The sequence below is a fragment of the Bacillus ectoiniformans genome, assembly GCF_016908875.1.
Lineage (GTDB): Bacteria > Bacillota > Bacilli > Bacillales > Domibacillaceae > Bacillus_BX > Bacillus_BX ectoiniformans.
Genome location: NZ_JAFBES010000025.1, coordinates 1 through 14,255 on the forward strand (window position 1 = coordinate 1; position 14,255 = coordinate 14,255).

Consider the following 14,255-nt stretch of genomic DNA (forward strand, 5'->3'; position numbering starts at 1 on the left):
TATCGAGGTAATGAAAAACGACAGTAAACACGGAAATAAAATAGCTTTTGAAAAAGTTTACGCAGAAATAGGGAACCCAGATCCTACAAAGGAAAAAGCTAAAAAAGTACGGGATTCAGTAGAAAAACTGTTAAATAAATTCAAGAAAGAAAAATATATAAAGAACTTCAGTTTTTACAAGAGTGGTAGAACTTTTAAAGGGGTAGAAGTCATTTATTAATAAGAACTTTTGTTCCCCTGCAATAAGTGATAACTATGGGTGCAATAAGTGATAACTATGGGTGCAATAAGTGATAACTATGGGTGCAATAAGTGATAACCTTAAAAAAAAAAAAAACAGCCTTTAACCTTACAGCCCCAAGGGATACAGCGATTCGGCAAAAAAACCATAAGTACTGTAAGTTATGTAAGTACTGTACAAGCGTTGCCGGCTTCCTTGACGGCGCCGGCAAGCTTAAATAGATTAAAAGGCAAGGTATCGCCAAAATTTGAGAATGGGAGAAAATCTATGAAAATATCAGAACTGGAGAGCAAGATCAATCTGTATTCCTTAATCGAAGAGAGCCACCAGATACAGAAAACAGGTAAAAATTATGTTATCAATCCATGCCCTGTATGCGGCAGCCGAGATCATTTTTTTGTTTATCCGAAAACAAACAGTTATTCGAGTTTCAGTAAATGTTGCAAAGGGGGCAGCGTTTATAAATATTTACAGGAAGTCGTGGGGTTGAACGAAGAACAAGCTTACAGACAACTATATAATTTGGCGGGTGAGATCATGACGAACGAGCGAGAACTTAACTCGAATGGTGAAATGGGCAGGAAAACAAAAAATACCCCTTCACAACCGGCAGAAGTGAAAGGGCAACAAAATATTTCTATTTGGTTAAATGAATTATATCAGAAACAGACTATTGACGACAAACGCTATTTTGTAGAGCGAGGGATAGCCCCAGCGTTAATAGATATGTATAAGTTATCTGTTTATCACGACAAGGACGGCAGGTGGGCGATGTTGCCGATATTTGCAAACGGGGAAATAGTTTCTTATACCAGTAGAGCGATAGACGGGCAGACCCCAAAATATAAAAATAAAAAAGGCGAAGCGCCATTATTCAACATAGATTACATACAGCAAGAGCAGGACAGCCCTATTTTCATCACAGAAGGTATTATGGACGCCTTAACGCTAGAATCAAAGGGATATAAGGCAATAGCTTTAGGCGGCGTAGACCACGTTTCTAAGCTCATACAGGCGATACAAGATAATAAGGCACAGGATATAAATATCTTAACTGCATTTGATAATGACGAAGCAGGAAGGCGAGCCGCAAGCGATCTACCTTTTAAACGGCTGGAAATACCCAAACCATACGAAGATTTAAACGAGTGGGGAACAGCAGAATTAAAAGCGCACAGAAAAAAAGACGATAACTTTAAGGCGCTTAAAGATAACATAGAGGAACAGTTAAAACACGCTGCACAACCGGACGCCGTATCCGATTATTTAGAGCAGGGATTCAATGACGACATAGAAGCTATGAAGCCATACAAGGACAAGAAAACAGGCTTTGACAACCTGGACAAGGAAATGAAGGGGCTATATCCTGGCTTGTATGTAGTAGGCGGTATTTCGTCCGTAGGAAAGACGACATTCGTACACCAGCTAAGCGATCAATTAGCAGAACAAGGCGACCACGTTATTTTTTTTAGTTTGGAACAATCTAAAATGGAAATGGTGAGTAAGAGTCTTGCACGGACAACAGCAAAGCTAAACCTTAATGACGCTGTTTCAAGTGTATGGATAAGAGGTGGGCATAAGTCGAGCGCCGTTATAAATGCTATTGGCGCATACAAAGAAACAAGTAAACGAGTAAACATTGTAGAAGGTAACTTTAATACAGATGTAAACACAATAAGGAATTATGTAGACGACTACATAAAATTCAATAAGGTTAGACCTATTGTGGTCGTTGACTACTTGCAGATCATACCGAGCTATGACGACAGATTAAGCGACAAACAGCGCATAGACACCAACGTAACGGCGCTTAAGCGGATGAGCCGAGATTTAAACTTAAGTGTATTTGTTATATCTAGTTTGAACCGTGGAAACTATTTAGCACCTATTGATTTTGAAAGTTTCAAAGAATCGGGCGGTATTGAATATACAGCAGATGTAGTATGGGGATTGCAACTGGAAGTAATTAATGATGAACTCTTTGACAAGAAAGACAAGGTAAAAGAGAAACGGGAAAAAATCAAAGCTGCAAAGGTAGAAGATCCACGGCAGATTGAATTAGTATGTTTGAAAAATAGGAATGGTAAGCCTTCTTTTAGCTGCACATTTTCATATTGGGCTAAGTATGATTTTTATGAATCTAATTTAGATAGTCAAAAAGAAGTTTTTTCAAACAAAAAAGAATTACAGAGAGTTTAGAGCAGGGCGCTTAAGCCTTGCTTTTTTTTGTTGGTTAAATATAATAAACATAGTAAACATAATAAACAATGTAAAAATGATAAACTTGTAGTAATATTTTAATAAACATTAAATTGTGATATAATAAAAAGAAAAAAGCGGGATAATGAAAGATGGTGAGTAAATGGCGGGTTTCTTCGATAAGATTTTTAATCGCAGAAAAGAACCGGAGAAAACAGAACGAGCAGACATAATGAGCGGAGGAACAGCGATTTTTACGCCGTTCAGCGGCAATGCTTATGAGAGTGATATATATAGGGCGGCGGTCGATAGCATAGCAAGAAACGCTGCAAAGCTTAAGGGTACACATGTTATAACGTCACCAGAACAGCGAAAACCCGGAGATAATTATTTAAACCGAATTTTACAAGTAAGACCTAATCCATATATGACGGCCTATGATCTACTTTATAAGCTAGTAACGCATTACTACTTATACAACAATGCATTTGCTTACTTACAGAAGGATGAAAAAGGTCATTTAGTTGCCATTTATCCTATTTCCGCAAAAAACGTGGAATACATTACCGATCAGACAGGGGATCTATTTTGCCGTTTTTTATTCGGCAACGGACAAACTGTAACGCTGCCGTTTACAGAAGTGTTTGTGGCCAGGAGGTTTTTTAACTCAAATGATTTGCTGGGAGATACAAATACAGCTATTCTTCCGGCATTAGATTTGGCTCACACTCAAAATGAGGGTATGGACAATGCTATTAAAGCTGGTGCGACAATCCGAGGTATATTGAAATACAACCAGGTATTAGCCCCAGACAAGCTCAGAGAAGAAAAAGAAGTTTTTATCAATGACTATTTAACCGTAAGCAATAATGGCGGCATAGCAGTGATTGATAGCAAGGCAGAATACACTCCTTTAAAACTGGACCCAGTAGCAATCGATGATAAGCAGCTGGAAGCAGTAAAAAAGAAAATTTATGAGTATCTAGGCATTAGTGAAAAAATAGTAAATAGCACTTATTCAGAGAATGAATGGGCGGCCTTTTATGAAAGTGTCCTAGAACCTCTAGCCGTACAATTTTCTTTAGAGCTTACAGATAAACTTTTCACACAACGTGAACAGTCTTTTGGAAACTCAATCATCTTTGAAGCTAACAGGTTGCAATTTGCTAGTACAGCCACAAAAACAAATATTATCAAGGAATTAACGCCATTGGGATTGTTTACAATCAACCAAGCGTTAGAAATATTAAATCTTCCACCTGTAGAGGACGGTGACAAGCGATTACAAACTTTAAACGTAGTAAACGCTGAAAAAGCCGATCAATACCAGCTTAATGAACAAGGGGGAACAGAAGCATGAAAGAACTTAGGATAGCAGAACTAAGAGCAGCCGAGCCGGCAGGCGATAGCAGCCTTATTCTAAATGGTAGGCCGATTGTTTACGATCAGCCAACCACTATAAAAGCACCTTTTGGGGACTATATCGAAATTATAAAAAGGGGCGCCCTTGATAAAGCTGATTTATCAGACATTCGTCTACTTTATAACCACGATATGAGCAAGATCCCCTTGGCAAGAACACCTAAAACAATGTCCTTTGAGTTAGATCCGGCAGGATTAACAATGAGGGCAGAATTACCAGAAACAGAGGAAGGTAAAAGCGTTTATACGGCAGTAAGGCGCCAAGACCTTTCAGGAATGTCATTTGCTTTCAAAGTACCAGAAGGCGGCAGCCAATTTGACGCAAAGACAAACACCAGGACAATAAGCAAAATAGAAAAAGTTTACGAATTTAGTATCTGCCCATTTCCGGCTTATCCTCAAACGAGTGTTGAAGCTAGATCAGAAATTGAAAGTACTTGGATGAAACTAAAAGAAACAGAAAGACGGGCAGCAAAAATAAAAATTAATCAATTATTATTCAAAAGGAGCTTATAAACTATGAAATTTAAAACAGTACAAGAGGCATTTAACTACTACCGCAATTTTTCTTTATCCGAAATGGAGACTAGGGCGGCACAAATTAAAGGAACAGTCGATAACGACCCAAATGCAGATATTACATCAATTAATATCGAAATCGAGGGGTTACAGCAAGCAATGGCTAACAGTAAGGAAAAACAAGCACTGCCAGCAGAGGAAGATGTGGCTCAACGTAGTCAATTTAATCCAATCACCGGAATGAATTTTAACAACCAGGATCAACAAGTACCAAAAGGCGATGTTTTTGCAAGTACCGAATACCGCAGCGCATTTTACAAAACAATGTTAGGTCAAAAGCTTACAGATGTTGAAATGAGAACCTTTAATAAGGCAATGGAGATCCAAGAGTCAGAAAGACGAGCTGATTCTTTCAATACGACAACGAATAGCGCAGCCGTATTGCCTACCACTACATTAAACGAGGTTATTAAGAAAGTTAGAACAATGGGTGGTTTGATTGGTCATGTTAGAAACTTCAATATTCCAACTAACATCAGCGTCCCTATTGGAACACCTTCTAATAAAGCGCAATGGCATACAGAGGGCGCCCCAGTAGAAAGCGAAAGTGTAGGAACAACTAACGTAATCTTCAAAGGATTTGAAATCATTAAAGTATTTTCAATCAGTGCAGCAGCTAAGAAAATGTCAGTACAGGCATTTGAATCTTACATGATTGAAGAACTTACAAATTGTGTAATGGAAGCTATTGCTGACGCATTAGTAAACGGCACAGGAATTGGACAAGGTACTGGATTACTAACAGGCATTACATGGGACTCAACAAACAGCCTAGACTTAACTGGAGCCTACACAGACTTCACAAAAGCATTAGCTATGCTAAAACGTGGATATGCAGCAGGAGCGAAATTTGCTATGAGCAATGCCACACTTTACAACAAAGTTTATAGCTTAGTGGACGGAAACAATAGACCAATCTTTATTGCAGATCCAAAGAATGAAAGCATTGGTTATATTCTAGGAAAAGAAGTAGTTATTGACGATAACATCGAAGATGACACTATCATTCTAGGAAACTTTAGTTATATGGGTTATAACATGCCAGAAGGCCTAATGATTGAAGTATCCAGAGAGAGCAGTTTTAAGAGTGGTCTTATCGACTATCGAGCAATGGCGATTGCTGATACTAAACCACTAGTAGAAGAAGCATTTGTTAAGCTGGAAGTACCGACACCGTAAGCACGGTTAACAAGGGTATCGGTTTTAAATAGGGGGTAACGAATCGGTACGTCCTTACATTACAAGCAAAACTAACAAGGGGTATCGGTATAGCGCCGATACTCTTTTTTTATCAATCAGACAGGCTCGTGTTTCACGAGGGGGTCGGGTTTCACGACAGGGTCTAATATATGAATCTTTAAAGGGGAAGATCACAATGCTAATTACTATAGAGGAAGCACGGGACACATTACGACTGGACGGGGCAGATAATGACATTATTATCATTCCGTTGCTAGAAGCCATACCATCATACCTTGAAGCAACTACAGGTAGAACATGGGACGATACACCAGTACACCCTTTAGCTGCAACAGTAACTAAATTTTTATTGCAGTTATGGTACGACCCACAAGGTCAAGAAAGCGAAAGGCTTAAGAAAACTATAGACAATCTATTGACGGCTTTAACAGCGATAGGTAGGGCGCTTTAATAATGGCTAAGGATTACGCAAAAGCTTTTTATAATAGTGCAGCCTGGAAGAAGTGTAAAGACGGGTTTATGCAGAGTAAGCACTACATTTGTGAAAGGTGCAACGAGATAGCGCTTATATGCCACCATAAAACCTATATCACACCGGAGAATATACACGACCCTAATATAACTTTAAACTGGGACAACCTCGAAGCGTTATGTACCACATGCCACCAGCACGAACACTTTAAACATGGTGGGATATGCAGTGAGGGACTAACGTTTGATAGCAAAGGAAACTTAATTCAAAAGGGGTGAATGAGACTATGAACTTTGTTGAACCTATTCGAGACATTGAAGTGCTAGAGGATATTCAGAGGTTTTTAAAACATAAGGAGATGAGGGATTATGCCCTTTTTCTTCTTGGGATTTACACCGGGTTAAGAGTATCGGACATTCTTAAATTGAAAGTAAAAGATGTTCGCAATCAAAAACATATTGTGATTAAGGAAAAGAAAACCAAGAAGGCGAAGCGTATCCCTATCCACCCAATGATTAAGAAGGGGTTGAAACAATACTTAGAAGGCAAGCCGAGTGATGAGTATATTATCAAGAGTAGAAAAGGAATGAACAAACCTATCAGTAGGGAGCGTGCTTATGTGATCTTGCAAGAGGTGGCCGATCACTTTGAAATAGATTGTATTGGCACGCACAGCATGAGAAAAACATTTGGTTATCATTACTACCAAACGACAAAAGATATAGCGACCCTCCAAACGATCTTTAACCACTCCAAACCGGAATACACACTAAGATATATAGGTATTAGTCAAGACTCTATAGACCGTGCTTACTACAGTTTCAGCTATAAGAAGAAGGCTAACTAATGCTTTCAATGTCACATATTACAATGCTTGTTGTATTAATGAGTGAAAAGGCTTTGAAGCCAGTGTTATCAAGGGTTTAAAGGCTGCGGCGAACATTACAGAATATGTAATATGAGACATTCAAAGATAGAGAGAAGCAACGAAAAGCGCTATAAACCCAGTCGTATCAAGGGTTGAAGCCGTATTTTAAGCTCTAGCTTTCAAATGAAAACAACCAAAACTGTATTAGTAAAAGTGGAATGAACTGTTACAAAATGCACCAAACATTTTAAACGAAGCCAGCAACAGCAAAGTATTGAAGCTGAAATTCATATCCCCCCCATTACAAAGCTAAGAGTAGACGATCAGAGACCGGAGGGGAGGGTTTCTTTTCCTCTCCATGAGTTTTCATATTAAGCGAGGGATAGAACGACTGTTAAATATAAACATAGGAAGGTGAATATATGTCTATTTCAAAAAAGAATGTCATTGTTTCAGCAAATATGAGGAAAGTTAAGACTTTATTGAAGGAGATCCCTAAAGAACGGCAGCCGATTGCTCAAGGCCTATACAATGAACTTGTTTTCATGCAGAACACGCTAGATGAATTAAAAGACCAAGTGGAAAGAGAAGGGGCAACAGCTATGTTTAAACAGGGCAAGCAGGAGTTTTTGAGGGAACACCCAGCCTTAAAAGCATATAACACGACCATACAACGATTCAGTTTAATTTATAAGCAGTTAGTAGACTTATTACCGCCCGCAGATACAGGCCAGCAGAATGACGCTTTAATAGACTTCTTGAAGGGGTGAGAAGGTGAATTATGTTTTAGATTACTGGGACGCTATCAAAACGGGGCGTGTAGTCGTTTCAAAGCGTGTATACAGGCAATATAAAAGTTTAGCGGACGAGATAAACAACCCAAAGCAATATATTTTTGACGAAATAAAAGCAAACAAGCCTATTGATTTTATCGAGCGTTTTTGTAAGCACAGCAAGGGGGAATGGGCAGGGAAACCAGTAACCCTCGAATTATTCCAAAAGGCGTATATTGCTGCCTTATTCGGGTTTGTAGATAAAGACACAGGCTTAAGGCGGTATAAAGAAAGTATGTTTTATGTGGCCAGGAAGAACGGAAAAACAACCATGTTAGCCGGGCTTGCAGCTTATATGTTGATTGCAGATGGGGAAGGCGGGGCGGAGGTCTACAGCATAGCTTCGAAACGTGACCAAGCGAGAATACTGTTTGATGAAACCCACAACATGATACAACAAAGCCCCGATCTGTCCAAGCATATTAAGAAGCGAAAGAGTGATCTTTATTTTCCTCTTACCATGTCTAAGTTAATGCCATTGGCCAAGAACAGTAATACATTAGATGGGCTAAACAGCAGCATGGTCATTATTGATGAGTTGCATAGCATTGCAGACCGTAATTTATATGAGGTTATGAAGCAAAGTCAATCAGCACGGCGGCAGCCTGTTTTAATCATGATTACTACAGCTGGAACGGTCAGGGAAAATATATTTGATGATATGTACCAGTATGCTTGCAATGTGGTAGACGGCAAATTTGAAGATGATAGCTTTTTACCTATTCTTTATGAGCTAGACGAAAAAGAAGAATGGATAGACCCGGCCGCATGGCAAAAAGCAAACCCGGCTTTAGGAGCAGTTAAGAAACTAGACGACTTGGAGCGCAAGGTGGAAAAAGCGAAGAACAGCCCTAACGATCTAAGCGGGGTATTAACAAAAGATTTTAATATAAGAGACACCGTAAAAAGCGCATGGCTTACATTTGACGATATAAACAACGAAGAAACTTTTAATATAGAACATTTTAAGAATTGTTATGCCATAGGGGGCGCAGATTTGAGCGTAACCACGGATTTGAGTTGTGCCACCTTATTAATGGTCGATAAAGAAACCGAGAAACGCTTCATTCACCAAATGTACTGGCTGCCCCGTGACAGTTTTGAAAAACGAGTTCAACTGGACAGGATTCCTTATGATAAGTGGCTAGAGCAAGGATTATTGCGACTTTGCAACGGCAATAGCATTAATTACGGCGATATTACAGCATGGTTTTTAGAAATGCTTAACGACCATAGCATAACGCCTTTATGGATTTATTATGATAACTATTCAGCTAAGTACTGGGTAGAGGAAATGGAGCAGCATGGTTTTAAAATGGTACGGTGTATTCAAGGAGCTAAAACTTTAAGTCTGCCTATGCAGCAGATGGGACAAGACTTAAAAGCGAAGAAGATCAATTATAATAATTCCCCCATCCTTAAATGGTGTTTAACAAACACAGGCATTGAAACAGATCGTAACGGCAATATAGTACCAGTGAAGAACCAAGCAGCTAAGATGAGAATAGACGGCACAGCAAGCATGCTAGACGCTTATGTAGGACTGTTTGAACATTACGAGGAATTTATCAGAGCTTTATAAAAAAAGGGAGGGGAACGAGTGAAAACTTTTAAGAAAGATAAGAAGATAACTATAGTGGAGACTGTTATAATTAAAGATGAAGATGGTTTTGCCACAGAAGTAACAAGGCCAGTAGCCGGGTGCGAGAACATTTGGGCTTATTATCGACAAGCGTCTGCTGATGAATTTTACAGCGCAGCGACTACTAATTATAAGATTGAAGTAGTTTTTAAAATATCCTGGCGCCAAGAGTTGCAACCAGAAGGCCTTAAAATACTGTTCAAGGGGAAAAAGTACGCCATAACCCGTATTGATGATTACGAAGGCTATAAAAAGGATTTAACCATATACGCATATACTATTAATTAGGAGCGATAGCAATGAACATTAACCAGCTTGAAAAGGAACTAGACGAATCTGTACAAACTTTTAACGAAGAAGTTAATTCTTTACTAAGCTCACATAAAAAAGAACACTTCACGGCTGATGATATGGAGGAATTAGGGCGGCAAGTCTATTACACTTTCAATGAATTTAAAGGGAGTTTAATCAAATATTTAAAACAGTTAGAGAAATGATGTATAACTGACTGAACGAATCGTTCACCTAGCCATAATACTATTTAAACAAGGCCGTTGATTTTTATATCAGCGGTCTTGTTTGTATGCGCAAAAGCCAAAGAAAGCCCCTGGTCTGTTAGACCACCCCATCCCTTTCAAGTAGCTTTACAGTGTTACAGAGTAAAAAGAGCTTGGAGGGAGGTTCAACCTTAGAGGTTTAAGCATATGCAATAGTGTTACAGCGTACATATTTACAAAGACAACAAAGAACAGTGTAACACTGTTAGTGAGATTCTTAAGGGGAATCACTTACATATTGCCGGAAAAGGGGAGAGGGAAAATGATTAAATTTGATATGAGAAAAAAACAATTAGAACCTCATGGAAACAAAAAAATTCGTGTTAATGCTTCACTTGACCAAGATACCCATAATAAATTAAAAAAATTATCTGTCTCATGCGATATGACTAAAACAATGATGGCTTATGAAATTATCAAAATTGTTGTCAATCATACAGATTTTATTGACTGGCTGCAAGATAAGTACAACAAGGAACAGCAATATAGAGTCGTGCCGATCAGAAAGGACGGTAAGACATTTTATTAAGCGTATTTACCTATGTTCTTCCCAATGCGTTTATACTTAGCCCAGCAACTGGCACACATACCTTCACGCTTTTGATTATTATCTTTCGTTGTATTCTTCCCGCACCATGTACATTTTTTCATACAGTTTCATCCCCTTTGTCATATAGCTAATAGCATTATTGACGGAGGGGAGCTATTTAATACACACCATCATTACATTTTAATACATATTTGTAAAAAAACATATTGACGCGGTAAACATTAAATTATATTATTGTTTACATAATAGTAAACATTAAATTATAAGGAGTTATTACCTATGGAAAAGACTACTATCGATTTAATACATTTATTAGAGCAACTAACAAAGAAATTGAAGCTGGAAGAAAACGATATAAACATTAAAAGACTTTTAAAGAAAAAACGGTAAGTACAAAAGGGCGCCCAGCCCTTTTTTTGTTTGACTTAAACTTATATTATACTCATAATAACAATGTGGTAAACATTCAATAAAGGGGGAGGAAAATGGCTAGAATAATTGCATTTGTCAACCAAAAAGGCGGCGTAGCAAAAACGACAAGTACAGCCAATATAGGCGCAGGACTATCCAGCTTGGGTAAAAGGGTTATGCTCGTTGACTTAGATCCACAAGGTAATTTAACGGCTAGTTTAGGTATCACAGCACATGAGCTAGACAATACCATTAACGAAGTGTTAATAGGCACATGTACGATTACAGAAGCTACAGAAATTATTAATGATTACCATGTTATCCCGGCAGACATAAGATTGAGCGGGGCAGAGATCGAACTAAGCACCCAAGCTGGGCGGGAAATGATTTTAAAGGAAGCGTTGCAACCAATTATTAACCGATACGATTACATTTTAATAGATTGTCCCCCAAGCTTAAGTTTATTAACCCTTAATAGCTTAACAGCAGCTAATGAAATTATTATCCCTTTGCAAGCCGAGTACTTAGCGCTTCACGGGATGGGACAAATTCTCAAGACAACAGACACCGTTAAAAAAAGACTTAACCCTTCACTTAAGATCACTGGTATTATAGCAACTTTTTATGACAGAAGGAAAAAGCTTAACAGGGAAGTATTGAAAAAAATAGCGGGATACTTCCCCGACAAACTTTATAAAACAAAAATAAGGAATAATGTAGCATTATCCGAAGCTCAAAGTTATGGCATTGATGTATTTCAATACAAACCAAAGAGTAACGGAGCGCTAGATTACGCAGCATTATGCAAAGAAATTATTAAGCAGGAGGAAATGGATAATGAGTGATAAAAGGTTAGGCCGAGACCCTTTAGACTGGATAGGGAAGTCGACAGAACAACAAAAGGAACAAGTAGTACCACAGCAAGCAATACGAAAGAGTGCAGCAGGCAGACCTCGTAAAATTAAGCGTGAGATCGAAAAGAGCAGCCAAGAGGGGCTACCAGTGAACTGGACACGCTACACCGTTATTTTACGTGAGGACTTGCTAGAGAAATTGAAAGATTACGCATGGACAGACAGACGCACCATGAAAGATATTATGAATGAAATGGTAGAGGGCTATTTAGCCGATAAGGAGATCATGGAAAGGGACGATAAATAATGAGCGAAGAAATCAAAGTTTATACAGTGCCGGAGCTATCAAAGCTATTTCAGCTATCCCCGCAAAGTGTAAGGCGATACCTTAAGGAAGGCAGGATTAAAGGGCAAAAGGTAGGCACAAAATGGCTTGTCAGCGAAGAAGCTATTAAGAAATTCCTTCATGGTGAATAATAACCCTTGATAAAAGTTACCAAAACTATTATAATAAAGGTAACTAAAATTATTGAGGGGGTTTTAACTATGATTAAAATATCAAGAGTTGAAGCGTATCAAGGCATGGACGAAATAGATTTTAGCGTCATGGATGAAGAACTGTATACATGTTTCAATTCAGACCAACGGCACGATAGAGAGCAAACGCAACAGTTTTTCTTACTTGATGAAAACACGATTATTTTAGAAGTTTATTGGGATGGCGAAAAGGTTCATACAGTATCGTTTAAAAACAAAGCCGATCTTACAGATCAAGGAAAGAAAGCAGTAGGCAGACCGGCGATAGGAACAACTAAAAAAGTTTCTTTGACGTTACCAGATGAAATATGGGAAATGGTAAAGAAACGCAAAGAAGTATGGGGCGCTAGTCAATCTCAAACTTTAAGAATGATGATTGAAGGCTACTGGAAGAATGACGACAGCATAGGTGTTAGATCCGATGAAGCGGCCAAGAGATATGATGAGTTGGAAAATTACTTTTACGAGCAGTACGGAGAGGATACACCTAGCCAAGTTTTCACAAAAGGAATTGACCTACTCTATAAAGAAATATTCAGCAAGTAAACATAGTAAACAAGGTAAACATCTATACAAGATTTATACAAGTTTGATTTATACAGCCGTTGAATAAACAGCTCCATTACAGCAATGTATAAAACGTGTATAAAGCATTTTTCCCCACAAACGAAGAAAGCCAGTAATAGCAATACTTACAGGCTTCTGCCTAGTTTACATAATTTTTTATTATCGGAAGTAACGGTAGTATAATTATTCGTTGTGTAAACATCGTAAACATAATAAACATTGTAAATGAGCGAGGTGAAAAAATGAGCAGTAAAAAAGAGTTTATTTCAATACGGCAATTTTTAGATGAAGCAACCGAAGGAGAGAAAGAGCAATTTTTCAAAGAGCAACAAGAGCAATTTAAAAAGGCTGGAGAACGGATCAAGGAGGAAGCAAGAAAAATGAGACGATCGCCAGTAAAATTTACGCCTATGAAAAAAGAAGTAAAACTTGCGTTTCAAGACCTGAGCAAGCGTATGGTAAGAGTGGAAGAATGGCGCATAAAAAAGGGATTAAGCTACAAGGAAATAGATAACATGGACTTTAGAGAAGTTTTCCGGCTAGTGGAGGAGTGGGAGGAAAGCAATGAATCGATACCGTTTGAAGTATTAGAAAGTATTGTACCTCAAAAGTATGTCATTCCTAACAACAAATTAGCTAATAAATTGCCATATGAAGTACCTTATAATGAGCCGTTTTATTTAGAAGTAAATAAAGATAAACACATATTAAACTGGGTTGCTATAAATAGCGGTTATGAAGATGAAAATATACAGATTTATGATAAGGCCAAAAGATTCGACACTTATGATAGAAGTGTCCACAATGCCGTATGTAGCATATTTGAAGCTGGAAATACGAATTTTACGCCCGATCAAGTTCATAGGTGTATGAATGGATTAGATAAATCGGAATATGTAAGCCCGCAAGCCGTAGAAGCCGTTACAAAAAGTATAGACAAGTCAAGAAAGATATATGCAAAAGTGGACTATTCGGCAGAAGCGAAAGCCTATAAAAAAGATGTCAATAGCTGCATAATAGAAGATTACATTTTACCAGCTAAAAAAATAACACTGGAAGCAGGCGGCCATAAAGTTACCGGATATAAATTAAATTCAAAGCCGTTGCTATATGAGTATGCTCAATTTACAAAACAAGTTATAACCGTACCAAGTCAACTTTTAAACACCAAAGATGTCATAAGAAACACACCGGACGTAATTGTAATTAGAGAATTTCTTATACGGCGTATCGAGGTAATGAAAAACGACAGTAAACACGGAAATAAAATAGCTTTTGAAAAAGTTTACGCAGAAATAGGGAACCCAGATCCTACAAAGGAAA

At 38.1% G+C, this 14,255-nt stretch carries 18 protein-coding genes; 17 read left to right on the forward strand and 1 reads right to left on the reverse strand.

The window, feature by feature from the left end:
* The 12 genes from JOC78_RS17170 to JOC78_RS17230 all read left to right on the forward strand — a co-directional run.
* Positions 1–220 (forward strand): hypothetical protein (locus tag JOC78_RS17170; protein WP_204558529.1); only part of this gene is annotated, 220 nt, incomplete at its 5' end.
* A gap of 288 nt (positions 221–508) precedes the next feature.
* Positions 509–2,440, forward strand: a complete 1,932-nt coding sequence (locus tag JOC78_RS17175; protein WP_204558530.1) for a DnaB-like helicase C-terminal domain-containing protein — start codon at positions 509–511, stop codon at positions 2,438–2,440.
* 163 nt (positions 2,441–2,603) lie between these two features.
* The gene (locus tag JOC78_RS17180) at positions 2,604–3,800 is read left to right on the forward strand and encodes a phage portal protein (RefSeq protein WP_204558531.1); all 1,197 of its coding nucleotides are present in this window, start codon (positions 2,604–2,606) and stop codon (positions 3,798–3,800) included.
* The gene (locus JOC78_RS17185) at positions 3,797–4,378 is read left to right on the forward strand and encodes an HK97 family phage prohead protease (protein ID WP_204558532.1); all 582 of its coding nucleotides are present in this window, start codon (positions 3,797–3,799) and stop codon (positions 4,376–4,378) included. Before JOC78_RS17180 ends, JOC78_RS17185 begins: the two co-directional genes overlap by 4 nt.
* 3 nt (positions 4,379–4,381) lie before the next feature.
* Positions 4,382–5,620 carry a phage major capsid protein gene (locus JOC78_RS17190; RefSeq protein ID WP_204558533.1) on the forward strand — a complete coding sequence of 413 codons (1,239 nt, stop codon included), beginning with the start codon at positions 4,382–4,384 and terminating at the stop codon, positions 5,618–5,620.
* Positions 5,621–5,816: 196 nt separating this feature from the next.
* The gene (locus JOC78_RS17195) at positions 5,817–6,092 is read left to right on the forward strand and encodes a head-tail connector protein (RefSeq protein WP_204558535.1); all 276 of its coding nucleotides are present in this window, start codon (positions 5,817–5,819) and stop codon (positions 6,090–6,092) included.
* Between the two features lie 307 nt (positions 6,093–6,399).
* Positions 6,400–6,960 carry a tyrosine-type recombinase/integrase gene (locus JOC78_RS17205; protein ID WP_204558551.1) on the forward strand — a complete coding sequence of 187 codons (561 nt, stop codon included), beginning with the start codon at positions 6,400–6,402 and terminating at the stop codon, positions 6,958–6,960.
* 443 nt (positions 6,961–7,403) lie between these two features.
* Entirely contained in the window at positions 7,404–7,751 is a 348-nt protein-coding gene (locus tag JOC78_RS17210) for a hypothetical protein (RefSeq protein WP_204558553.1), read from the forward strand.
* Positions 7,752–7,755: 4 nt separating this feature from the next.
* Positions 7,756–9,396 carry a terminase TerL endonuclease subunit gene (locus JOC78_RS17215; RefSeq protein WP_204558555.1) on the forward strand — a complete coding sequence of 547 codons (1,641 nt, stop codon included), beginning with the start codon at positions 7,756–7,758 and terminating at the stop codon, positions 9,394–9,396.
* Positions 9,397–9,414: 18 nt separating this feature from the next.
* The gene (locus JOC78_RS17220; RefSeq protein ID WP_204558557.1) at positions 9,415–9,744 is read left to right on the forward strand and encodes a phage head closure protein; all 330 of its coding nucleotides are present in this window, start codon (positions 9,415–9,417) and stop codon (positions 9,742–9,744) included.
* An 11-nt stretch (positions 9,745–9,755) separates the two neighbouring features.
* Positions 9,756–9,953 carry a hypothetical protein gene (locus tag JOC78_RS17225; RefSeq protein WP_204558559.1) on the forward strand — a complete coding sequence of 66 codons (198 nt, stop codon included), beginning with the start codon at positions 9,756–9,758 and terminating at the stop codon, positions 9,951–9,953.
* Positions 9,954–10,275: 322 nt separating this feature from the next.
* Complete coding sequence (locus JOC78_RS17230; RefSeq protein ID WP_239587259.1) at positions 10,276–10,542, forward strand: hypothetical protein; 267 nt, start codon at positions 10,276–10,278, stop codon at positions 10,540–10,542.
* On the opposite strand, the gene JOC78_RS17690 is transcribed toward JOC78_RS17230, so the two are convergent.
* Entirely contained in the window at positions 10,539–10,664 is a 126-nt protein-coding gene (locus tag JOC78_RS17690) for a hypothetical protein (RefSeq protein WP_275582045.1), read from the reverse strand. The two genes, JOC78_RS17230 and JOC78_RS17690, sit on opposite strands and share 4 nt — an antisense overlap.
* Before the next feature lie 384 nt (positions 10,665–11,048).
* Between JOC78_RS17690 and JOC78_RS17235 the strand changes: the two genes are divergently transcribed.
* From JOC78_RS17235 to JOC78_RS17255, 5 genes are all read left to right on the forward strand, one after another.
* Positions 11,049–11,819, forward strand: coding sequence for a ParA family protein (locus JOC78_RS17235; protein WP_204558560.1), 771 nt, complete (start codon positions 11,049–11,051; stop codon positions 11,817–11,819).
* Positions 11,812–12,135: a hypothetical protein gene (locus tag JOC78_RS17240; protein ID WP_204558561.1), complete on the forward strand. Its 324-nt coding sequence runs from the start codon at positions 11,812–11,814 to the stop codon at positions 12,133–12,135. The genes JOC78_RS17235 and JOC78_RS17240 overlap by 8 nt, the downstream gene beginning before the upstream one ends.
* Positions 12,135–12,305 carry a helix-turn-helix domain-containing protein gene (locus JOC78_RS17245; RefSeq protein WP_204558562.1) on the forward strand — a complete coding sequence of 57 codons (171 nt, stop codon included), beginning with the start codon at positions 12,135–12,137 and terminating at the stop codon, positions 12,303–12,305. The genes JOC78_RS17240 and JOC78_RS17245 overlap by 1 nt, the downstream gene beginning before the upstream one ends.
* 69 nt (positions 12,306–12,374) lie before the next feature.
* On the forward strand, positions 12,375–12,911 hold the full coding sequence (locus tag JOC78_RS17250) for a hypothetical protein (RefSeq protein WP_204558563.1): 537 nt from the start codon (positions 12,375–12,377) through the stop codon (positions 12,909–12,911).
* A gap of 263 nt (positions 12,912–13,174) precedes the next feature.
* Positions 13,175–14,255 (forward strand): hypothetical protein (locus JOC78_RS17255; protein WP_204558564.1); only part of this gene is annotated, 1,081 nt, incomplete at its 3' end.

What these genes read in the sequence shown, in the direction of transcription:
- JOC78_RS17205 (WP_204558551.1), top strand. Translation starts at nt 6,400, where the DNA reads ATGAACTTTGTTGAACCTATTCGAGACATTGAAGTGCTAGAGGATATT.
- JOC78_RS17210 (WP_204558553.1), top strand. Translation starts at nt 7,404, where the DNA reads ATGTCTATTTCAAAAAAGAATGTCATTGTTTCAGCAAATATGAGGAAA.
- JOC78_RS17240 (WP_204558561.1), top strand. Translation starts at nt 11,812, where the DNA reads ATGAGTGATAAAAGGTTAGGCCGAGACCCTTTAGACTGGATAGGGAAG.
- JOC78_RS17175 (WP_204558530.1), top strand. Translation starts at nt 509, where the DNA reads ATGAAAATATCAGAACTGGAGAGCAAGATCAATCTGTATTCCTTAATC.
- JOC78_RS17250 (WP_204558563.1), top strand. Translation starts at nt 12,375, where the DNA reads ATGATTAAAATATCAAGAGTTGAAGCGTATCAAGGCATGGACGAAATA.
- JOC78_RS17235 (WP_204558560.1), top strand. Translation starts at nt 11,049, where the DNA reads ATGGCTAGAATAATTGCATTTGTCAACCAAAAAGGCGGCGTAGCAAAA.
- JOC78_RS17185 (WP_204558532.1), top strand. Translation starts at nt 3,797, where the DNA reads ATGAAAGAACTTAGGATAGCAGAACTAAGAGCAGCCGAGCCGGCAGGC.
- JOC78_RS17690 (WP_275582045.1), bottom strand. Translation starts at nt 10,664, where the DNA reads ATGAAAAAATGTACATGGTGCGGGAAGAATACAACGAAAGATAATAAT.
- JOC78_RS17230 (WP_239587259.1), top strand. Translation starts at nt 10,276, where the DNA reads ATGATTAAATTTGATATGAGAAAAAAACAATTAGAACCTCATGGAAAC.
- JOC78_RS17245 (WP_204558562.1), top strand. Translation starts at nt 12,135, where the DNA reads ATGAGCGAAGAAATCAAAGTTTATACAGTGCCGGAGCTATCAAAGCTA.
- JOC78_RS17225 (WP_204558559.1), top strand. Translation starts at nt 9,756, where the DNA reads ATGAACATTAACCAGCTTGAAAAGGAACTAGACGAATCTGTACAAACT.
- JOC78_RS17180 (WP_204558531.1), top strand. Translation starts at nt 2,604, where the DNA reads ATGGCGGGTTTCTTCGATAAGATTTTTAATCGCAGAAAAGAACCGGAG.
- JOC78_RS17190 (WP_204558533.1), top strand. Translation starts at nt 4,382, where the DNA reads ATGAAATTTAAAACAGTACAAGAGGCATTTAACTACTACCGCAATTTT.
- JOC78_RS17195 (WP_204558535.1), top strand. Translation starts at nt 5,817, where the DNA reads ATGCTAATTACTATAGAGGAAGCACGGGACACATTACGACTGGACGGG.